At 73.0% G+C, this 19106-nt stretch carries 20 protein-coding genes; 8 read left to right on the top strand and 12 right to left on the bottom strand.

The window, feature by feature from the left end; translation table 11 throughout:
* Positions 1 to 44 precede the first annotated feature (44 nt).
* The 9 genes from ABZW11_RS15850 to ABZW11_RS15810 form a co-directional block, all read right to left on the bottom strand.
* Positions 45 to 344, bottom strand: coding sequence for a DUF1416 domain-containing protein (locus ABZW11_RS15850; protein WP_355417121.1), 300 nt, complete (start codon positions 342 to 344; stop codon positions 45 to 47).
* A complete protein-coding gene (locus tag ABZW11_RS15845; RefSeq protein ID WP_355417118.1) occupies positions 344 to 1183 on the bottom strand; it encodes a sulfurtransferase in 840 nt (279 codons plus the stop codon). The genes ABZW11_RS15850 and ABZW11_RS15845 overlap by 1 nt, the downstream gene beginning before the upstream one ends.
* Positions 1180 to 1560, bottom strand: a complete 381-nt coding sequence (locus ABZW11_RS15840) for a DUF4395 family protein (RefSeq protein ID WP_355417115.1) — start codon at positions 1558 to 1560, stop codon at positions 1180 to 1182. The genes ABZW11_RS15845 and ABZW11_RS15840 overlap by 4 nt, the downstream gene beginning before the upstream one ends.
* A 59-nt stretch (positions 1561 to 1619) precedes the next feature.
* Entirely contained in the window at positions 1620 to 1703 is an 84-nt protein-coding gene (locus tag ABZW11_RS15835) for a putative leader peptide (RefSeq protein ID WP_350668905.1), read from the bottom strand.
* Between the two features lie 79 nt (positions 1704 to 1782).
* Positions 1783 to 2154, bottom strand: coding sequence for a thioredoxin family protein (locus ABZW11_RS15830; protein ID WP_355417112.1), 372 nt, complete (start codon positions 2152 to 2154; stop codon positions 1783 to 1785).
* 129 nt (positions 2155 to 2283) lie between these two features.
* A complete protein-coding gene (locus tag ABZW11_RS15825) occupies positions 2284 to 3195 on the bottom strand; it encodes a zf-HC2 domain-containing protein (RefSeq protein ID WP_355417233.1) in 912 nt (303 codons plus the stop codon).
* Complete coding sequence (locus ABZW11_RS15820; RefSeq protein ID WP_355417109.1) at positions 3195 to 3707, bottom strand: sigma-70 family RNA polymerase sigma factor; 513 nt, start codon at positions 3705 to 3707, stop codon at positions 3195 to 3197. Before ABZW11_RS15820 ends, ABZW11_RS15825 begins: the two co-directional genes overlap by 1 nt.
* A gap of 37 nt (positions 3708 to 3744) precedes the next feature.
* Positions 3745 to 4410 carry a DUF2993 domain-containing protein gene (locus ABZW11_RS15815; RefSeq protein ID WP_355417106.1) on the bottom strand — a complete coding sequence of 222 codons (666 nt, stop codon included), beginning with the start codon at positions 4408 to 4410 and terminating at the stop codon, positions 3745 to 3747.
* Between the two features lie 84 nt (positions 4411 to 4494).
* Positions 4495 to 4746 (bottom strand): MoaD/ThiS family protein, encoded by a 252-nt coding sequence (locus ABZW11_RS15810; protein ID WP_355417103.1) that lies wholly within the window; start codon positions 4744 to 4746, stop codon positions 4495 to 4497.
* 176 nt (positions 4747 to 4922) lie between these two features.
* Here ABZW11_RS15810 and ABZW11_RS15805 point away from each other — a divergent pair, with 176 nt between their 5' ends.
* The 3 genes from ABZW11_RS15805 (at position 4923) to ABZW11_RS15795 (ending at position 9673) form a co-directional block, all read left to right on the top strand.
* Positions 4923 to 5630 (top strand): response regulator transcription factor, encoded by a 708-nt coding sequence (locus ABZW11_RS15805; RefSeq protein WP_345395235.1) that lies wholly within the window; start codon positions 4923 to 4925, stop codon positions 5628 to 5630.
* 116 nt (positions 5631 to 5746) lie between these two features.
* Entirely contained in the window at positions 5747 to 9199 is a 3453-nt protein-coding gene (locus tag ABZW11_RS15800) for a tetratricopeptide repeat protein (protein ID WP_355417100.1), read from the top strand.
* A gap of 105 nt (positions 9200 to 9304) precedes the next feature.
* On the top strand, positions 9305 to 9673 hold the full coding sequence (locus ABZW11_RS15795; protein ID WP_355417097.1) for a hypothetical protein: 369 nt from the start codon (positions 9305 to 9307) through the stop codon (positions 9671 to 9673).
* Here ABZW11_RS15795 and ABZW11_RS15790 read toward each other — a convergent pair.
* The gene (locus ABZW11_RS15790; protein WP_355417094.1) at positions 9651 to 10328 is read right to left on the bottom strand and encodes a hypothetical protein; all 678 of its coding nucleotides are present in this window, start codon (positions 10326 to 10328) and stop codon (positions 9651 to 9653) included. The two genes, ABZW11_RS15795 and ABZW11_RS15790, sit on opposite strands and share 23 nt — an antisense overlap.
* Before the next feature lie 84 nt (positions 10329 to 10412).
* Positions 10413 to 11639 carry an aromatic acid exporter family protein gene (locus ABZW11_RS15785; protein ID WP_355417091.1) on the bottom strand — a complete coding sequence of 409 codons (1227 nt, stop codon included), beginning with the start codon at positions 11637 to 11639 and terminating at the stop codon, positions 10413 to 10415.
* Between the two features lie 98 nt (positions 11640 to 11737).
* Here ABZW11_RS15785 and ABZW11_RS15780 point away from each other — a divergent pair, with 98 nt between their 5' ends.
* The 5 genes from ABZW11_RS15780 to ABZW11_RS15760 all read left to right on the top strand — a co-directional run bounded on the left by ABZW11_RS15780 (position 11738) and on the right by ABZW11_RS15760 (position 18348).
* The gene (locus ABZW11_RS15780; protein WP_355417088.1) at positions 11738 to 12346 is read left to right on the top strand and encodes a dienelactone hydrolase family protein; all 609 of its coding nucleotides are present in this window, start codon (positions 11738 to 11740) and stop codon (positions 12344 to 12346) included.
* A 97-nt stretch (positions 12347 to 12443) separates the two neighbouring features.
* Positions 12444 to 13073 carry an ATP-binding cassette domain-containing protein gene (locus ABZW11_RS15775; RefSeq protein WP_355417085.1) on the top strand — a complete coding sequence of 210 codons (630 nt, stop codon included), beginning with the start codon at positions 12444 to 12446 and terminating at the stop codon, positions 13071 to 13073.
* On the top strand, positions 13057 to 14292 hold the full coding sequence (locus ABZW11_RS15770) for a hypothetical protein (RefSeq protein ID WP_355417082.1): 1236 nt from the start codon (positions 13057 to 13059) through the stop codon (positions 14290 to 14292). Before ABZW11_RS15775 ends, ABZW11_RS15770 begins: the two co-directional genes overlap by 17 nt.
* Positions 14293 to 14341: 49 nt before the next feature.
* Positions 14342 to 16042 (top strand): ABC transporter permease subunit, encoded by a 1701-nt coding sequence (locus ABZW11_RS15765; RefSeq protein WP_355417080.1) that lies wholly within the window; start codon positions 14342 to 14344, stop codon positions 16040 to 16042.
* Positions 16039 to 18348 carry a hypothetical protein gene (locus ABZW11_RS15760; protein ID WP_355417077.1) on the top strand — a complete coding sequence of 770 codons (2310 nt, stop codon included), beginning with the start codon at positions 16039 to 16041 and terminating at the stop codon, positions 18346 to 18348. Before ABZW11_RS15765 ends, ABZW11_RS15760 begins: the two co-directional genes overlap by 4 nt.
* 29 nt (positions 18349 to 18377) lie before the next feature.
* Here ABZW11_RS15760 and ABZW11_RS15755 read toward each other — a convergent pair whose 3' ends face one another.
* The gene (locus ABZW11_RS15755) at positions 18378 to 19073 is read right to left on the bottom strand and encodes a zf-HC2 domain-containing protein (protein ID WP_355417074.1); all 696 of its coding nucleotides are present in this window, start codon (positions 19071 to 19073) and stop codon (positions 18378 to 18380) included.
* Between the last annotated feature and the right edge of the window lie 33 nt (positions 19074 to 19106).

The raw sequence follows: 19106 nt of genomic DNA, 5'->3' as shown, positions 1-19106 counted from the left end.
AAGGGCCCGCGTCCGTCAGCCGGACGCGGGCCCTTCGTCATGTGTCAGACGGCCACCGCGAGCTGGGCGACCTCACCCAGCTTGGCCTGGACCTGGACGTCACGGGTGACGCCGCCGCCCGCGATGATGCGGACGGTCCAGTCGCCGGGGGCGGCGAAGAATCGGAAGACGCCGTCGTCGGAGACCACGACCTCGCCGGTGAACTCACCGGAGTGGTCGAGCAGCCGCGCGTAGGCGGTGCCGGCGCCGGTCACGACGCCCTGGATGACGGCCTGGTTGGACAGATCGATGCCGGCGGGCAGCGCCACGGTCTGCTCGGGCGCCCCGCACCCTTGTGCACTCATCAGCGAGCCTCCCCCAGCTCGATCGGCACGCCCACGAGCGAGCCGTATTCGGTCCACGAACCGTCGTAGTTCTTCACGTTGGACTGCTCCAGGATCTCGTGGAGCACGAACCAGGTGTGCGCCGACCGCTCGCCGATGCGGCAGTAGGCGATGGTGTCCTTGCCGAAGTCGACCCCGGCCTCCTGGTAGAGGGCGCGCAGGTCGTCGTCGGACTTGAAGGTGCCGTCGTCGTTGGCCGCCTTGGACCACGGGATGTTGCGGGCCGTCGGCACGTGGCCGCCGCGCTGTGCCTGCTCCTGCGGCAGGTGGGCGGGGGCCAGCAGCTTGCCGGTGAACTCGTCGGGCGAGCGCACGTCGACCAGGTTGAGCTTGCCGATCGCCGACACCACGTCGTCGCGGAAGGCGCGGATCGCGGTGTCCTGCTCCTTGGCGACGTACTGCGTCTTGGGTCGCTGCGGCACGTCGCGCACCAGCTCGCGGGAGTCGAGCTCCCACTTCTTGCGGCCGCCGTCGAGCAGCTTGACGTTCGCGTGGCCGTAGAGCTTGAAGTACCAGTAGGCGTAGGCGGCGAACCAGTTGTTGTTGCCGCCGTAGAGCACGACGGTGTCGTCGTTGGAAATGCCACGGTCGGACAGCAGGGCCTCGAAACCGGTCTTGTCGACGAAGTCGCGTCGCACCGGGTCCTGCAGGTCCTGACGCCAGTCGACCTTCACGGCGCCACGGATGTGGCCCTTGTCGTAGGCGCTGACATCCTCGTCGACCTCGACGAGGACGACTCCGGGCGTGTCGAGGTTGGCCTCGACCCAGTCGGCGTCCACCAGGGCGGCGGAGCGGCTCATTGGGATACCTCCATGTTGGCGGCGGGCAGTAGTCGGCGAATGAGCAGGTACATCGCGCAGCCAAGGCAGAATCCGCAGGCTGCGATGAGGAAGGCGGCGAGGGTGGCCGCGGCCGAGGCCGAGAGGGCCTGCGACGTGATCACGGCGGCGCATCCGGCCGGCCCCACGACCGCGAGGACCGGCCGGAAGAGTCCGGGGTCCTTCCCGGCGCCGGGCGCCGGGCGGAGCATCGGGTGCGGTGAGCGACGGAACGCACCCAGTGCGCGACTCAGCGCCCTGACGGCGAGCAGCCGGAGGCTCTCGGAGATCAGGGCGGAGGCGAGGATCTGGGTGGTGACGGCCGCGCCGAAGCGCAGCATTCTGGGATCGGCACGCATCGCAGGATGCTCCTGAAGGGTCGATTTGAGGCGGATGGCGAATCCGCGCGAGATCGTCCTCAGGCAGCGCGACAGAGCGCGGTGGCGACGCGGCAGAAATCAACCGCGCGCCGCTTCGTCAGCAGCTCTGTCGATGGGTTCATGAGCAAGACACTACTCGGCGTCTCGTCATCTGTCACATCTCGTCCGGTTGGTGAGACGACACGTGAGACGCCTCGATCCTCACTGCTCCGGTACGGCCCGCGCCAGCGCCGCCAGCACCTCGGTCTTTCTGGGCAGCCCAGAAGCCCTTGTCACCACCGTCCCCGCTGGATCGAGGACCAGCACGGTCGGCGTGCCGGTGATTCCCAGCCTGCGGACGAGCTCCAGCCGCGACTCGGCGTCCACCTCGACGTGCCGCACCCCCGGCACCAGCGCGCTCACATCGGCCAGAATCCTGCGGGTCGCCCGGCACGGCTGACAGAACGCCGTCGAGAACTGCACGAGCGTCGCCCGCTCCCCCAGCCCTTCCCCGAGCTCCTCCGCGGAAAGACGCTCGGGGACGGCCTCATGTGCGCGATCGTCGCGACGCAGGTGACTCACCCCGATCTTCATGCCAAGCAGCGACCCTGACACCCGTGCAACCCCCCGCCCTCACGTTTCCTTCCCGCCGTCGGTGACTGGGGCGGGGAGAGGACCCACACCCCCGCGACGGCCCGCCGGAGTGCGGGCCGAGACCCCGGGTCAGTTGGGGGCGGGGATGGCGATCAGGGGCTTGCCTGACTCGTCCACCACCTCGAAGTGGGTGATCTCCGATAGCGCCAATGAGGTGCGGCGGGAGAAGACCGTTCTTTCGCGGTAGGTGTCGGGGGCGATCTTCCAGGTCTCCGTGGTCTCGCGGCGGCCGTCGGCGGCGACCACCACGAGGCCGCACGTGGTGCCGACGGGGATGCCCGTGACGCGGACGCCCAGCTCGGTGCCGTTCTCGGCGGGGAGGGCCTGGACGGTGGCGCGGTAGCCGTCCGCGCGGTTCGTGCCGGTGAACTCGCGTCCTTCCTGAGCCTTGCGGGGCGCGGAAGAAGCGCGTGGTTCCGCGTCGGACGGGGCCGGGGTTTTCAGAGCTCGGCTGGGGCTCGGGGTGGCCACCGCGCCGTACGGCTGCTCGGTGGGGGCCTGCTCGGCGGCGTCGGACTGGTCGGAGCGGCGCTGCTCGACCATGGGACGGTCGCCGGCGCTCTGCTCCGGCGCGCCCTGGTCGGACATGACCCGCGGACCGGACTCCTGGGAAGGCGCCGCGGGCGCCTGGGCGGTCGTCGCCTCGTGGCTCGAGGTGACCTGGATCGACGTCCAGACCGTGCCGCCCACCACCAGCACCGCCGCGCACGCCGCGACCGCGGTCAGGATCCGGCCGCGCCGCGACCGTCTGGCGCGGTCGTTGAGCAGCCGGTCGAGCACCTGCCGCGGCGGGCTGGTCACCACCTCGACGTCGCGCTCGGACACCTTCCCGAGGAACGACGTGAGGCCGGCCAGCTCCTCCAGCTCGGCGCCGCACGCCTCGCAGGTGGCCAGGTGGTGGTCGATCTCCAGCGCTTCTTCCGGGTCGAGTGCGCCCAGGGCGTGCGCGCCGAGCGCGATCCGGACCTCCTCACACGTCATCACGGCGCCAGCCCCCGTTCTTCGAGCGCCAGCTTCAGGGCGCGCAACGCGTAGTACGTACGGGACTTGACCGTTCCCGGCGGTATGCCCAGCGTCGCCGACGCCTCCTTCACCGATCGCCCCCGGTAGTAGACCTCCAGCAGCACGTCACGGTGCTCGGGCCGCAGCGCGGCGAGCGCCTCGGCCACCGCCCACGACTCGACCGCGCGCTCGAGCTCGTCGTCGGCCGGCAGGACCGCCAGGGCCTCGTCGCCGGTCTCCGGCGGCCTGGCCTTCCTGGCGCGATGCTGGTCCACGACGAGATTACGGGCCACCGTGAACAACCACGCGCGGATCGGCCGCCCGGACATGGCCTCGGGATGCCGCCAGGCCCGCAACAGGGTCTCCTGGACGACGTCCTCGGCCCGGCCCGAGTCGCCGGTCATGCGAAGCACGTAACCGTAGAGTGGCCCAGCGTGCTCGTCGAAGAGGGTCCTCACGAGTTCCTCGTCGGCGGTGTCCGCTGCTGTCACGTCCTCATCACGTAGCGGGCGACGCGACGGTTCACGCTCATCCACGGATCGGCACGTCAGACGCTTCTGCCGAGAACTCGAGCCCGCCCGGCACGCTCCTGACCCCGGTCACCTTCACGTCGAAGGGCAGCTTGCCCTTGAACGGGATGGTGTAGGAGACCAGCCTGGCGACCTGGTCGGGCACGCCCTCGATCTTCTCTGCCTGGACCCTGATGCCGCCGTCGGTGAGCTCGACCCGCATCTCGGCGTCGAACTTCACCTTCTGGGCGCCCACCGTCACCTCGCCCGACGCGGTGAGCCTGTCGCCGTTGCCGCCGATCTTGACCCCCTGGGGCGCGTATTTGTCGATGGTGGCCCTGCTCAGCGTGCCGGCGACGGTGACGCGGCCGGCCCTGATGTCGGGGCGGTTCTGCAGGATGCCGTCGAGCGGCGCGGTCACGTCGTAGGCGGCGCCGTGCAGGTCGCGCACGGGCACGCCGCCGTAGGTGAACGTGCCGAGGTCGAACCGCACCTCCGGATAGTGGCCGGAGAAGGCCTGGGTCAGAAAGGGGATGCCCTTGATGGTGACGGTCGGGGTGCCGGACAGGTCGGCGGAGGCGGCGATGCGATTGGCGAGATCGCGCTCGACGCCCGCGACGGCGACCCGGTCGGCGGCGACAAGGAGAATGACGAGCACGATCAGCGAAACGATCAGCTTGCGCATGGGGCTCCCTGTCTTGGGCGGGGGTCAAGAGCCTATCGATCCGGCATGACTCATTCCCCCGGAAAGCGGTTGCTCACCAGCGGATCAGCCGCCGGCGAAGGGCGGCAGCACCTCGACGACCGAGCCGTCGGCGAGCACCACCTGATCGTGCGCGCGCTTTCCCACAGGTGAGCCGTCCACCAGGAACGAGCAGCGCAGGACCACCCTGGCCAGTTCGGCACGATCGCGTGTGATTTTGGTCATGAGTTCACCAAGAGTGACCGCGTCGAACGACTCTTCCGCGACTCCGGCGGCATCCTTCGCCGCCGCCCAATAACGTATCTTTCCCGTGGCCATGCCTGCCTCACAATCGTTTCAACCCTATTGTGCGTTCTCCTTAACAAGCTTGTTTCAGGAGACGCGCGGTTCACCTGCTGGACGCGCAATGGACGCGACTAACCCGTGGGATATCCTCACTCACATGGACTCGGGCGACGTAGCCCCCGGGTCCTTGCGTGTTTGAGGAGGCCGTAATGAGCAACCTGCTGCTGCTGACCAACGCCCTCGAGCCGTCCTCCGAGGTGCTGCCTGCGCTGGGGTTGCTGCTCCACTCGGTCCGGGTCTCGCCCGCGGAGGCGTCCGCGCTCATCGACACCCCGCCCGCCGACGCGGTCCTCGTCGACGCGCGCAAGGAGCTCGTGCAGGCCAAGAGCCTGTGCCGGCTCATCAGGACCACCGGCATCGACTGCCCGCTCCTCGTCATCGTCACCGAGGGCGGGCTCGCCGCCATGACCGCCGAGTGGGGCGTCGACGACGTCCTGCTCGACAGCGCGGGCCCGGCCGAGGTGGAGGCGCGGCTGCGCATGGCCACCGGCCGCATCTCGCAGGCGGCGGCCGAGGAGGTGCCCGACGAGATCCGCAGCGGCGACCTGTCGATCGACGAGGCCACCTACACCGCGCGGCTGCGCGGGCGCGTGCTCGACCTCACGTTCAAGGAGTTCGAGCTGCTCAAATACCTCGCCCAGCACCCCGGCAGGGTCTTCACCAGGGCCCAGCTGCTGCAGGAGGTCTGGGGCTACGACTACTTCGGCGGCACCAGGACGGTCGACGTGCACGTCCGGCGGCTGCGCGCCAAGCTCGGCACCGAGTACGAGTCGCTGATCGGAACGGTCCGCAACGTCGGCTACCGCTTCGTCCCCGACCGCGCCGACACCGACAAGGCCGACACCGCGAGCGTCTGATCCCCGATTGACAGCGGCAGCCCGCTGTCGTCAACTGATGTGACAGGTCGTCGCACAGGCCGTTGATGCCTGTCATGTCAGGGACACCGCCGTCCCACCCAGGGGTGGTGTGCACGGTGGGTCTGTTCGAAGCACTGGTCGACGAGGGCGCCCGCCCCCACGTGTTCCACCGCAACGAGACGATGTGCTCGCCGTTGCGGCCGGCCCATAGCGTTTATCTCATCGACTACGGCTACGCCCGCGAGTACACCCCGGCCGGCGACCGCGAGGCCGTCCACGACCTGCGGGGCGACGGCGACATCGTCGGCGAGCTGGCCTTCTGGAGCCCCGCCGACCGCGTCAAGGTCGACGCGCTCACCGAGGTCCGCGCCTGGCCCATCGACCTGCGGCGGCTGCGCGAGCAGGCCGCGGCGGCGCCCGCCGTGGCGACCGCGCTGGTGCAGGAGCTGTTCGCGCGCAACCTCGCCGCCCGCAGGCACGAGGCGCTGGCCCGCGCGCCGGTCGCGGCCCGGCTGGCCGTCTGGCTGCTGCATCTCGACGAGCGCTACGGGCTGGCCTCGGAGTCGGCGCCGCCGCTGTCGATGGAGACGCTGGCCGACCTGGTGGGCAGCTCACCCGACGTGGTGCAGCGCCAGCTCACCCAGTGGACGCAGCGGGGCTGGCTGGTCAGGCCGGGCTACCGGCGGCTGCGCATCGCCGACCCGGTCGCGCTGCGGGCCGCCGCGGGGAGCTGGGAGCACCTGTCGGCGCCGTGGAAGGGGCGGGTGACGCCGTTCCTGACCCGGCCGGGCGGGCCCGCTCCGAACAGCGCCGTCCCCGTACGCGAGATGCCCAAGCCGCGCCAGCTGCCCGCCGACGTCTCCGACTTCACCGGCCGGCAGCAGAGCCTCGACCTGCTGACCGACTGGCTCGACCGGCCGCGGCGCACCAACACCATGGTCGTGCAGGGCCTGCCGGGCGTGGGCAAGACCGCGCTGGTCACCCGCTGGGCGCACCAGCACGCCGACCGGTTCCCCGACGGGCAGATCGTCATCGACCTGCGCGGGCAGTCGCCCAGCCAGCCGCCGATGACGGTGGCGGAGGCGCTCGGGCAGATCCTGCGCTCACTCGGGGTCGGCGAGCACATGCCGGCCTCGGACGAGGCCGAGCTGATGCTGCTCTACCGCAGCAGGATCGCCGGGCGGCGGCTGCTGCTCGTCCTCGACAACGCCGCCGACGCCACCCAGGTACGCGCGCTGCTGCCCGGCAGCAAGGACTGCGTGGCGCTGGTGACCAGCAGGACGCGGATGGGCCCGCTGCGCGCCACCGGGCACGCCGACCTCATGGACCTGGGCGTGCTCGACCCGGGCAACGCGGTGGCGCTGCTCATCGCGGTGCTGGGCAAGGACTCGCCCAGGGCGGCCGGCAGGGACGCGCTGGCCGAGCTGGCGCGGGTGTGCTCGTACCATCCGTTCGCGCTGCGGATCTCGGCCGCCAAGCTCGCCGAGGACCCTGGGCTCAGCGTGCAGGGGCGGGTGGAGGAGCTGCGCAGGCCCGACCGGCTGCTGGTGGGCGACCCTGAGGAGGCGTTCAGGTCGGCGCTCGACCTCGCGTACGAGTCGCTGAGCCCGGCGCAGCGGCGGGCGTTCCGTCACGTGGGGCTGCTGCCCGGGCGGGACTTCACGCCCGAGGTGCTGGCGGCGGCGCTCGGCGCGCCGGTCGAGGACGCGGTGGCCGCGCTGGCGGGGCTGCACAGGGCGTACCTGGTCGAGCCGCTGCCGGGGTCGCGCTACCGGGTGCACGACCTGGTCAAGCGGCTGGCCAGGGAGCTGGGCAGGCACGCGGAGGCCGGCGTGCGCGAGGCCAGGGCGCGGCTGCTCGACCACTACCTGGCGGTGGCCGCCGACCCGGCGACGCCCGGCGAGTGGTTCGAGGCCGAGCGGCGCTCGCTGGTCTCGGCCGTGCGGATGGCCGGGGAGAGCGGCGCGCACGGCATGGCGTGGCGGCTGGCGGCGGCGGTGTTCGAGCCGTTCAGGCGGCTGCGCTACTACGAGAACGACCTGGAGGTGCAGCAGGGCGGGCTGGCCTCGGCCATGCAGGTGAGCAACCGCAGGGCCATCGCGCTCATGCGCGGCAACCTGGGCTCGATCCACCGCGACATCGGGCCGTCCACGCTGGCGGCGAGGTTCATCGGGGAGGCGCTGGCCGACCACGTCTCGCTGGACGACCGCGAGGGCCAGGCGCGGGCGCTCAACGACCTCGCCGAGGTGCACGGCATCGCCGGCAACAGCGAGCAGGCGCTGCGCCACGCCGCCGAGGCGCTCGCCCTGTACGAGGAGATCGGCGACGAGGCGGGCGTGGCCAGGTGCCTGCACACGCTCTCCCGGCTGCACCTGTCACAGGAGCGCCACGAGCTGGCCCTGCACTACGCCGGCCAGGCACTCGACGTACGCGAGCAGCTCGGCGACCGGCGCGGCACCGCCCAGAGCCTGATCATCCTGGCGACCGTGCAGCGCAACCTGGGCGAGCCGAACGCCGCGCTGTCGGAGGGCCTGGAGGCGCTGTCGATCTGCCACGAGCTGGGCGACGAGCACGCCGAGGCGGAGACGCTGCTCTGCCTGGCCGAGATCTACGACCTGCTGCGGCTGCCGCACGACGCGCGGCGCGACGCGGAACGGGCACTCGCGGGCTACACGGCGACCGGCGACCAGTACGGCTGCGGCCGGGCCCTGTGCGCGCTCGGCCGCATCGCCCGCAACGGCTCCCGCTACGACGAGGCGCTGTCCTGCTACGAGCAGGCCCTGGCCGTCCAGGTGGAGCTGCACCACGAGCAGGGCAGGGCGGAGACGCTCGGCGACATCGGGCTCGTCTACTGGCGGCTGGCCGACTACCGGCGCGCCGACGACTATCTCAACCAGGCCCTCTCCATCAGCCGGGTGATCAACGACGAGCCGGTCGAGGCGCGCATGCTCAACCGGCTGGCGCGGGTGCGGCGGCGGCAGGGCAGGCCGCAGGTGGCCTTCACGTACGCGCTGGAGGCCCTGGACATCGTGCAGGGCAAGGGCATCAGGCGGGCCGAGGCGGACGTGCAGGAGACGCTCGCGTACACGTACCTGTCGCTGGGGCAGCACCGGCCCGCGCTGCGCGCGGCCGAGGCGGCGCTGGCGATCAGGGAGGAGCTGCGCGACAACCGGGCGAGCGCGCTGCTGTCGGTGGCGCAGGCGCTGCACGCGGCAGGGCGGCCGGCGGCGGCGCTGGAGCCGGCGAGGGAGACGGCCGAGCTGCAGCACGAGAGCGGTACGCGCGACCGCTGGGCGGCGGCGCTGACCACGCTCGCCATGATCCTGCTCGACCTCGACAGGGCCGAGGAGGCGCTGCCGTACGCCCGGCAGGCCAGGGACGTGCACCGGGAGTGCGGGACGCGGCGCGACCTCGGCTGCGCCTCGCGGGCGCTCGGCCTCGTCTCGGCCCGGCTGGGGCGGCAGGAGGCGGCGGTCGCGCATCTGCGGGAGGCCGTGCGGACGCTCGAAGAGGTGGGCGATCTGGTGGAGGCGCGGCGGGCCGCGGAGGAGCTCCGGCTTTTCGCGTGAAACACCGATAAAAGTCGTGAAATCTCGGTTTTGAGGTCGCAGATCTTTCGCGCGGATTCTCGTTTCCTGGACTCACCGGCCGATTCACAAGCGGAGGTGATCCGGATGCTCAAGAACCATCTGCGGCAAGACCTTCAATGGCTCAAGCGACAGGCGCGCAAGGACCGGCGGATCACACTCGCCGTGCTCGGCGGGCTGCTCGCGGCCTGGGCCCGCCAGCTCTCCGACGTGCAGGGCGGGAACCCGTCGCCGGTGCTGCTCGCGCTCTCGGCCGCGCTCGTCCTGGTGTCGGGGGCCGCGTGGCTCGTCTCGGCGTTCTTCGTCAGCAGGAGCCTGCGGGTGCGCCGCGAGCCGGCCGAGGAGCTGCGCTGGGTCGCGCGCATCGGGCTGGGCAAGGAGTGGGCGTTCTGCTCGCTCAGCGCGTACGTGGCCTGGCACCTGCTGCAGTTCCTCACCGCGCTGGTGATGAGCTGAGCGGGACGCGGTCCAGTTCGTCCACCCTGATCGCCGCGCCGGTGTGGACGAACTGGACGAGCTCCGCCACCGGCAGCTCGGCCAGGCCGAAGTCGGTGTCCGCGTGGGCGTCGCACCAGGCCACGATCTCCTCGGCGTTCGTCAGTGGGCCGGCGAAGTGGACCAGGCTGACGTACCAGCGGTCGCGGACCCTGCCGTACTCCAGGTCGCGCACGCCCCTCGACTCCAGGCCCCTGGCGAAGCGCTTGCGCAGCGTCTCCAGCGTCTCGTCCACGGGATGCGCCCCCACCAGGACGCCGCCTTTGTGCGGGGCGACGCCCGCCAGGTAGACCCAGGCGGGCGGCAGTCCGTCCGCGGCCTCGGCCAGCGCCGCGGCGTACGCGCGGCGCAGCGGGTCGTCCCCGGGGATCACGCTCCGGTACGGCTCCAGCGACCTGAGCGTGACGTGCAGGGCCGGGCCGCCGTGCACCCAGTGACCGGGGGCGTGCACGGTGGCCGCCAGGCCCGTCAGCCGCCCGACGACCTCCCCGGCCGGACGCAGCACGGCCGCCGCGCCCCAGCGGGCGCCGCCCTCCACCATGGGCACGTCGTGGGTGGCCGCGCCGGCCAGCAGGGCCGCCCGTCCCCGCTCGCGGAACTCGGAGAAATCGGACATCCGAGCAGTATGCCAAACCTCCTCCGAAGTCGGCGGGGTGATCGCGGGAATCAGCCGCGGGCCGCGCGGCCGGCTCTTCGGGGGTCAGTCGGAGGTGGTCGCGGCGGGATGCGCCGGGCGGTCGGGTTTCGGGAAGGCGGCGCGGTGGGGGCCGTCGTCGGGGTCGAACTCGTGGCGGATCCTGGCGCAGTCGTCCAGCAGCGCGCCCTGGAGGAAGCGCAGCTCAGGGTGGCTCGTGCGGTGGAAGGCGCCCGCCATGCGCCGGTGCTGGCGCTCGCCGTCGTCAAGCGCGGCGCGCAGGTCCTCCATGTCCTCGCGGCTGCCCGGGCTCACCTGGAGCAGGCCGAAGTGGCGGAAGATCCGCGACAAGGCCGACAGCTCGTCGGCCAGCGGTTCCGGCAGGTCGGCGCCGCGCTCGCCGGGCAGCCCGCGGACCCCCGCGACCAGGTCCACCAATCCCCTGGCGACGCCCCTGAGCTGGTGGCAGGCGTGGTCGAGGCAGGTGGCCGCCTCGGCGACCTGGCGCAGGCGGCGGTCGTAGCGGCGGCGGCGCAGCGACAGGCGTACGGACTCGGCGGCCTGCTCGGCGGCCTCCTCGGTGTCCTCAAGGCGCTGCGACAGCGTACGCGCCCGGTCCAGCCACTCGGCCGCCTGCTCGTGGTCCCACTCGCCGCGCAGCCCCTCGGCCATGTCCTCGGCCAGGTTCGACAGCTCTCCCGACAGGCCGCACAGCTCCTTGCCCGCGTGGTCGACGAAGCGGGGCGGCAGCACGAGCAGGTTCGCCGCGATGCCGATGGCGGCGCCGAGCAGCACGTCGGCGAGGCGGGCGAAGCCGTACGTGCTGCCGAGCGCGAACACCAGCAGCGCCGTGATGGGGATCTGCACGTTCTGGGCCGGCAGGTTGAGCAGCCTGGTCAGCACCAGCCCGGCCACGACGAGGACGGCGAGCGTGGCCACGTTCGGGCCGATGAGCCAGATGAACGCGGTGGCCGCCGCCACGCCCACGATCACCGCCAGGATCTGCTGGGCGCCGCGCACGACCGTGCTGTACGCGGTCGCCGACACGGTCAGCAGCACCCCGATGGGCGCGAGCACGGGCAGGTCGACCTTGAGCACGTACGCGGCCAGCCACCAGGCCAGCGCGCACGCCGCCGTCACCTTGACCGTCTGGGCCAGCGCCTCGCGTTCCATGCGCAGCCAGCGGCCGATGCCCATGGTGCGGACGAGCGTGAGCGCCGACGCCCCGCCCGCGAAGATGCGTTCGAGCGGGTCACCGGCCGGCTCGAACCCGCGCCCCGGTTCCGTCTTCATGTCCCCGTCCCCCTTCCCAGGCCACTGCCCAGCTCAGAGGCGGATAGAGCCGGGCGTGACCGGGTAGCGGCAGGCTGCGGTGAGGGGAGTGGGTGGACATGCCGGGAGATCTGGTCGTTCCTGACGGCGCGCTGGGCGTGGTGGTCTTCGTGCACGGCAGCGGCAGCAGCCGGTTCAGCCCGCGCAACCGGTACGTGGCCGGGGCGCTCAACGAGGCGGGTCTCGGCACGCTGCTGTTCGACCTGCTGACGCCGGAGGAGGAGGCCGACCGGGCGAACGTGTTCGACATCGAGCTGCTGGCCGGACGGCTGCTGGAGCGTACGGCGCAGGTGCGCGAGCATCCCGACGCGGCCGGGCTGCCGGTCGGCTACTTCGGCGCGAGCACGGGAGCGGCGGCGGCGCTTTGGGCGGCGGCCGAGCCGGACGACCCGGTCGCCGCGATCGTCTCGCGCGGCGGGCGGCCCGACCTGGCCGGCGACCGGCTCGCCGCGGTACGCGCCCCCACCCTGCTCATCGTGGGCGGCAGGGACCCGGTGGTGACGGAGCTGAACGAGGAGGCCGCGCGGCGGCTGCGCGCCGAGACCAGGATCACGGTGGTGCCGGGGGCCACGCACCTGTTCGAGGAGCCGGGCGCGCTGGACGCCGTGGCGGAGCATGCCCGCGGCTGGTTCGTCACCCACTTCAGCGGCGCCCGTACGGCCGTATGAACACGTGCGGGAGTCGCCCGGCCGCGTTGAAGTAGATCGTCGTTTGTGCGAACGTCAGGTGGCGGACGGCATCCCGACGTGACGGATGGTTGCACACGTGCCCTTGCTGGAGATCGACGGTCTCACCTGGCTCACGCACGGCGTCCGGCAGCGACTGTCACCCGGCCCGCTCACCCTCGACGCCGAGCAGGCCGCGGTCGTGGTGGCCGGCGACCCGGCGGCGGGCGAGGCGTTCGCCGACGTCCTGCTCGGCCTGGACGCGCCGCACGAAGGCCGGCTCCGCCTGGACGACCGCGACATCACCGCGCTGCCCACCGCGGACCGCGAGATCGGGCTGGTGCCCGCGGGCGGCGGGCTGCTGCCGCACCTGACCGTCAAACGCAACCTCGAACTGGCCGCCCGCAAGGACCTGGCCCTGGTGTCGCACGGGCAGGTCGCGTACATGTCGGGGTGGATGGACATCCAGGGCTTCATGCGCGCCAAACCGCACGAGCTGGCCCACGACGAGCGGCTCGCCGTCGCGCTCGCGCGGGTCATGTGCCGGCCGATGCCGCCGAAGGTGGTGGTGGTCGAGGACCGTACGGGCTGCGAGCCGTGCCACGCGGCGGTGAGCCGGGCGCTGCACACCAAGCTGGCCGTGCTCATCGTCACCGACGACGGCACCAGGGTGACCAGCCTCGCCTCGTCCGCGCGCGTCTGGGAGATCAAAGATGCCGATCAGCCGTAGGGCGTTCCTGCTGGGGGTGCCCGCACTGGCCGCCGCGGCCTGCGCGGGTCAGCCACCGCTGCGGGTCGCGGTGGTGTGGAGCGGCGCGGAGTTACAGCGCTTCCTGCGGGTGGTGGACGCGTACGCGGCCGGCTCCCGGCGGCCGGTCAGCGTCTACTCGGCGGGCGACAACATCAGCGCGCTGCTGCGCGGCCCCGCCGAGAACGTCATCCCCGACGTGGCCGTCATCCCCCGGCTCGGGCTGCTGTTCGACCCGCTGGTGAGCCCGCGCATCCAGCCCAGGGCGGGCGGGCACGTGCAGGACGCGTTCTGGCGGGGGCTCGTGACGCCGTACGAGGGCGGGCCCGAGCTCGGCACCTGGTTCAAGCTCGCCAACAAGTCCCTCGTCTGGCACCGCAAGGACGAGCGGCACGCCCCCGCGAACCTGACCTCATGGATGCCCCGCCCCGGCACGGTGGCCATCGGCGCGGCCGACGGGTGGGTGCTCAGCGACTGGTTCGAGAACGTGCTGCTCGCCTACGCGCCCGAGGTCTACGACGGCCTCTTCGCCGCGGCCACGCGCGGCGGCCCGGAGTGGTGGGCCAGGAACGAGGTGGCCGAGGCGCTCACGGTGCTGGCGCTGATCTGGCGCGAGGCGTTCACCCCCGACCAGGGCAGGCGGGCGCTGACCCTGCAGTTCCACGACTCGATACTCGACGTCTTCCGCTACCGCAGCGCCGACGTGGTGGCCGCGCCCGACTTCGCGCTGCCCGTCATCGAGCGGTACGCCGGCAAGGACGTCGCCCGCCACTTCTCCTTCCCCGGCCACGCGGGCGGGCCGCCGCCCCTGGTGGCCGGCGGCGACGTGGCGGTGGCGATGCGGGGCGGCGGGCAGGACGCGCTCGACTTCGTGGAGTGGCTGACCAGGCCGCGCGGGAGCGGCGAGGACGACGCGCTGACCGACTGGGTGGACGAGGGCGGCTTCCTCACCCTCGACCGCGAGCCATCTCACCCGCTGCTGCGCGAGCCCGCGCTGGCGCTGCGCGGGCGCGAGGGCCGCCGCTACGACCTGTCCGACCGCCTGATCGGCCGCCTGGAGGGCGGCGACGGCCGCGGCCTGTGGCGCGTCCTCACGGAGCTGTTCAGCGACGTCGCCGCCGGCACCACCGCCCCCGCCGGCGCCGCCCAGGCCGCCCGCGAGAAGATCGTCACCAGCCTCGCGAAGGGCACCGGCCGATGAGCGGGCGGACGAGCGAACGTCACGCCTTCTTGTCCGGGGTGAGCGCGCCATGAGCGGGCGTGAGGCGTTCTTGTTCGAGGTGGCGCCGCATCACGATGCCGGGGGGCCGGTGAGTGCGCGGGGGATCAGCCGGTGGCGGGCGGCGCTCTATCTGCTGCTCGCGGTGGTGCTGTCGGCGGGCGTGATCCTGGCGCCGCTGCTCGGGACCGTGCTGATCAGCTTCTCGCGGCCCGGCGCGTGGCCGGAGGTGCTGACCGACCCGCAGGCGTGGCAGGCGGTCGGCAACACGCTCATCTGGTGGGTGCTGGTCGTGGTGGTGTGCGCGGTGGGGCTCGGCCTGGCCTGGCTGGTCAGGACCGCGGGCCCCGCGCTCGGCCTGGTCATGCGGGTCATCCTGGTGCTGCCGGCCGTGGTGTCGCCGCTGACGACGGGGGCGATCTTCCGGCTACTGTTCGACACGAGCAGCGAGCGCGGCATGGCCGCCGCCGTGCTCGGCCGCGACACCGCCTTCCTCGGCCCCGGCTGGATCTGGCTGGTGCTCGGCCTGGCCTTCGTCTGGCAGTACGCGGGCGTGGCCTTCCTGGTCTTCCACGAGGCACTCGCCAGGCTGCCCGCGCACCTGCTGCGCGTGGCCAGGGCGTTCGGCGCGGGCCGCGGGCGCAGGCTGTGGTCCGTGGTGCTGCCCGCGCTGGCCGGGCCGGCCGCGCTGGCGTACCTGTTCGCGCTGGTGGCGGCGGCCCGCGTGTTCGACCTGGTGCTCATGGGGGTGCCCGGGTCGATGCAGGCGCTGGTCGAGGGCGGCGGGCTGTACTGGTGGCGGCACAACGACGACCTGGGGTACGCCAGGGCCGCCGCGCTGGCCGTCCTGATGTCCCTGCTGGTGGCGGGGCTGGCCGCGCCCGCCCTGCTCGGCCTGCGCGGGCGGGTCACCTGGGCCGGCTCCACGCCTTCCGCGCAGCCGCCCGCCACCAGTGGCCGGCGGCTCTGGCCGCTCGGCGGCGCGGTGTCGGTGCTGTGGCTGCTGCCGTTCGCGGCACTGCTCATCACCTCGCTGCGCGACCCGGTCGCCGCCGCGCGGAGCGGGTGGTGGAACGGCGAGCCGTGGACGCTCGGCTCGTACGCGGAGGCGCTGTCCGACAGCGCGTTCACCGGGGCACTCGGCACCACGTTCCTGCGGGCGGTCACGGTGGTGTGCGTGGTGCTGCTGGCCGCGGTGCCGGCGGCGTACGTGCTGGCCCACGAGCACCTCCTGCCGCGTCGCACCTGGCGGCCGGTCCTGCTGGTCTCGGTGGCCCTGGCGGTGCTGCCGCCGCAGGCGTTCGCGGTGCCGCTGCAGCAGACGCTGAGCCCGATCGGCACGGCACCCGCGCTGACCATCGTGCACGCGGCGCTGGTGCTGCCACTGGCGGTGCTGGTGCTGCACAACGCGTTCGTCCGGGTGCCCGCGCCCATGCTCGCGCGCGACCGGTGGGAGCTGGTCCACTTCGTCCGCGAGGCCCGGCCCGCGGTGGTGCTGGCAGGAGTGCTGACGTTCGTCCTGGTCTGGAACGATGCGATCGTCGGGCTGCTGCTCAACTGGCCGTCCGGCGACCACCTGCCGCTGATCCTGCTGGAGCAGGCCCGCCACTTCATGAGCGCGGCGAGCCCGCTCGCGGCCCAGGCGGTGCTCGCGACGGCGGTGCCCGTGCTGGTGCTGGCCGTGACCGCGCGGCTGCTGTACCGGGGGCTGACGCGGGGGGTGCGCCGGTGACGGACATCTCGCGCAGGGAGCGGCTCGGCTTCCGGCTGTCGCGGCTCTACCGGCTGGCCGCGGCGCACTGGGCGGAGCTGGGGGTCGGCGGGGCGCTGACGCTGGGCGGCGCGATCCTCATCCTCCAGGAGGAGCTGGCCAAGAAGCTCGTCGGGCTGCTGCCGATCTGGGCGGTGATCGGGCTGCTCGCGGTGTTCGTGGTCGTGGTGCCCGTGGCCGCCGGGCTGGTCACGTACCGGATCCGGCGTCACCGCGCCCGCCCGCCACGGCCGGTGCCGGCCACGATGCCGTTCCCCGACCGGATCGACGGGCTGATCGGCCGCGAGGCCGAGCTGCGGCGGATCAAGGCGGAGGCGCTCGAACGCGGCGTCGTCGTCGTGCACGGCGCCATCGGCATGGGCACGTCCACCGTCGCCGTCCAGGCGGTGTGGGAGCTGGCGGGCGAGGCGCGCAAGCAGCGCTACGCCGACCTGCGCGGCGCCGACCGGGCCCGCCCCGAGACGCCGCTGAGCGTGGCCCAGCGGGTCCTGCGCACGCTCAACCGCCCGCCCGGCGGCATCCAGGAGCCCGGGGACGCCACCGAGGAGGTCATCGAGGCGCTCATCGGCACCGGCCAGGTGCTGCTGCTGGACAACGTCAGCTCGTGGAGCCAGGTCGAGTGGCTGCCGACCCGGGTGCCCGGCGCGCACATCGTGCTCGCGGGCACGCTCGCCGACCAGCCGCCGCAGCACATCGAGCTCATCCAGCTCGGCCCGCTCGCCCCCGACGCGCGGCAGGCGCTGCTCGCCCGGCACATCGGCGACGACCGGGTCACCCGCGAGCCGAAGGCGCTGGAACTGCTCGCCGACGCCTGCCTGGGCAGCCCGCTCGAACTGGTCAGGGTCGGCCGCTGGCTGGCCGGCAACCCGGGCGTCTCCCTGCAGTCGCTGGTGGACGACCTGCGCAGCCTGTCCATCCCCGACACCCTCGACTTCGTGCTCGAACGCAGCGTCAGGCAGCTGCGGCCGACCGCCAAGCGATTGTTCGTGCTGCTGGCCGGGCTGCCGATCGCCGAGGTCGACCACCAGGCGGCCGCCGCGCTGCTCGGCGTGCCGTCCGCCGCCGACGCGATCGCGGAGCTGGCCGAGCTGGGGCTGGTGGAGAACGTACGGATGACGCGGGTCCGGGTGTCGGGGACCTTCCGCGGCAGCGGCGCGGCGGACCCCGGCACCGGCACGGCCGCGCGCCCGCCGAGGGAGGTCGCGGCCTGGCGGCGGCTGGTCGAGCACTTCGCCGAGCAGGCCACCGGCTACGCCGGGCGGCTGCCCGCCGAGGAGGCGCGGACCTGGTTCGCGATGGAGGACCGGGTGCTGCTGCAGGTGCTTGCCCGCGAGGAGCCCGCGCCGCGTACCGGCCGGGCGCTGGCCGAGATCGGCGACGCGCTGGAGACCTGGTTCCGGCTCGAACAGCGGCACGAGGACCGGCTGCGGGCGGCGGCCGAGCTGGCGCGGGCCGCCGAGTCGCTCGGGGACGAGCAGGTGCAGGCCACGGCCGAGCTGCGGCAGTGCGCGATCCTGCTCACCACGGGCGACCCGCGCGAGGCGCGCAGGCACTTCGACCGGGCGGCTGCGGTGCGCGTCAGGGTCGAGTCGTGGCCCGCCGACCTGCACCTGGCGCACGCGGCCATCCTGCTGTCGGCCGGCGACGAGTACGAGGCCGTGGAGTCCGCGCTCGTCAGGTACGGGCAGGCGCTGACCGGCGGGCACGTGGCCGGGCAGGCCATCAGGCTGGCGAACGTGGCCGCGCTGCTCATGCGCAAGGCCCAGGCGCACGACCACGAGGGCGCCGCCGGCAAGGCCCGCGGCCTGCACACCAACGCCCGGGTGGTGCTGTTCGAGGCGCTCGGCCTGGCGCGGAAGGCCGGCGACCAGGCGACGGAGGCGCACGCGCGCGAGCTGCTCGCGCTCGCCCACCACTACCTGGGCCAGAGCCACGACGCCGGCCTGCACCTGGACGAGGCCGAACGCCTCTACGCCGAGACCGCCGACGAGTTCGGCCGCGGGCGCTGCCTCGTGCACCGGGCCGGGATCCTGCTGGAGGACCCGGCGCACGAACCCGGGACGGTGGCGGGCCTGCTCGACCAGGCCACGTCCCGCCTGCCCGCCGCCGGCATCAGCACCGCGCTCGCCCACCTGCACCTGAGCAGGCTCCGCCCGGACCGGGCCGCCGACCACCGCAAGAAGGGCTTGAGGGCCCTCCAGCCTTGGGACGGCATCGCCGAGCCGAAGCAGGTCGAGGAGCTACGCAAACAGTTGCAAGCCCCCTGACCCGCCCGCATCGTTGGCCGGCCTGCCCGTCAGACCGCCACCGTGGCGAGGGTTCTGCCGTCGAAGGTCTGGATGCTGAAGTGGTTGAGCTCGTCCTGCGGGAGGCTGGTGCCGCCGTGCAGGAGGAGCGGGTCGGGTGAGCCCGGCACGCCGTACCCCTTGTCCGGGACGCCCCAGCTCGCCACCACCTCGGAGCGGCCGTCGTCGCCGACCGCCATGAGCCGGCACTGCAGCGGGCCCTTGACCCCCTTGAGCTCCAGCGCGACGTGCGTGCCCCAGCCCTTGTCCTCCACGCCGACGAGCCCGGTCACGCCGGTGGCCGGGTCCGTCACCGCGTAGGTGCGGCCGGTCATGAGCAGGGCGCGAGCCGGGCTGTGGATGCTGTCGGGATCGGGACCTGCGGTCGTGGCGCTGACGCCGAGATAGACGCCGGCCGCGACGAGCACGCAGGCCGCCGCCGTCATGAACGCGCGGTGCAGGCTGCGGCGGCGCCGCTCGGTGGCGGCGCGGCGGACGAGGAGCGATTCGACCTGCGGATCCGGCGGCTGCGGCAGCAGGTCGTCCGGATGCACCCCCTTGATGAGCTCCCCCATGGCGGCGAACGACCCCACCTCTGCGGAACACGTCCTGCACCCGTGCAGATGGCGCTCGAAGGCCGCCCGCTCATCCCCGTCGAGCAGGCCCAGCGCGTACGCGGCCACATCCTCGTGATGTACCTCGGTCATGGCGCCACCCCCCTGTCATCGTGACGCACCTTG

It is taken from the genome of Nonomuraea sp. NPDC004580 (assembly GCF_040609855.1).
GTDB classification, from domain to species: domain Bacteria; phylum Actinomycetota; class Actinomycetes; order Streptosporangiales; family Streptosporangiaceae; genus Nonomuraea; species Nonomuraea salmonea.
Note: the sequence above shows the minus strand (reverse complement) of the source record. Positions and strands in the feature narration are given on the sequence as shown.

Coding starts and splice junctions, on each gene's coding strand:
- ABZW11_RS15850 (WP_355417121.1), bottom strand. CDS start 344: ATGAGTGCACAAGGGTGCGGGGCGCCCGAGCAGACCGTGGCGCTGCCC.
- ABZW11_RS15845 (WP_355417118.1), bottom strand. CDS start 1,183: ATGAGCCGCTCCGCCGCCCTGGTGGACGCCGACTGGGTCGAGGCCAAC.
- ABZW11_RS15840 (WP_355417115.1), bottom strand. CDS start 1,560: ATGCGTGCCGATCCCAGAATGCTGCGCTTCGGCGCGGCCGTCACCACC.
- ABZW11_RS15835 (WP_350668905.1), bottom strand. CDS start 1,703: ATGAACCCATCGACAGAGCTGCTGACGAAGCGGCGCGCGGTTGATTTC.
- ABZW11_RS15830 (WP_355417112.1), bottom strand. CDS start 2,154: ATGAAGATCGGGGTGAGTCACCTGCGTCGCGACGATCGCGCACATGAG.
- ABZW11_RS15825 (WP_355417233.1), bottom strand. CDS start 3,195: ATGACGTGTGAGGAGGTCCGGATCGCGCTCGGCGCGCACGCCCTGGGC.
- ABZW11_RS15815 (WP_355417106.1), bottom strand. CDS start 4,410: ATGCGCAAGCTGATCGTTTCGCTGATCGTGCTCGTCATTCTCCTTGTC.
- ABZW11_RS15810 (WP_355417103.1), bottom strand. CDS start 4,746: ATGGCCACGGGAAAGATACGTTATTGGGCGGCGGCGAAGGATGCCGCC.
- ABZW11_RS15805 (WP_345395235.1), top strand. CDS start 4,923: ATGAGCAACCTGCTGCTGCTGACCAACGCCCTCGAGCCGTCCTCCGAG.
- ABZW11_RS15795 (WP_355417097.1), top strand. CDS start 9,305: ATGCTCAAGAACCATCTGCGGCAAGACCTTCAATGGCTCAAGCGACAG.
- ABZW11_RS15790 (WP_355417094.1), bottom strand. CDS start 10,328: ATGTCCGATTTCTCCGAGTTCCGCGAGCGGGGACGGGCGGCCCTGCTG.
- ABZW11_RS15785 (WP_355417091.1), bottom strand. CDS start 11,639: ATGAAGACGGAACCGGGGCGCGGGTTCGAGCCGGCCGGTGACCCGCTC.
- ABZW11_RS15780 (WP_355417088.1), top strand. CDS start 11,738: ATGCCGGGAGATCTGGTCGTTCCTGACGGCGCGCTGGGCGTGGTGGTC.
- ABZW11_RS15770 (WP_355417082.1), top strand. CDS start 13,057: ATGCCGATCAGCCGTAGGGCGTTCCTGCTGGGGGTGCCCGCACTGGCC.
- ABZW11_RS15765 (WP_355417080.1), top strand. CDS start 14,342: ATGAGCGGGCGTGAGGCGTTCTTGTTCGAGGTGGCGCCGCATCACGAT.
- ABZW11_RS15755 (WP_355417074.1), bottom strand. CDS start 19,073: ATGACCGAGGTACATCACGAGGATGTGGCCGCGTACGCGCTGGGCCTG.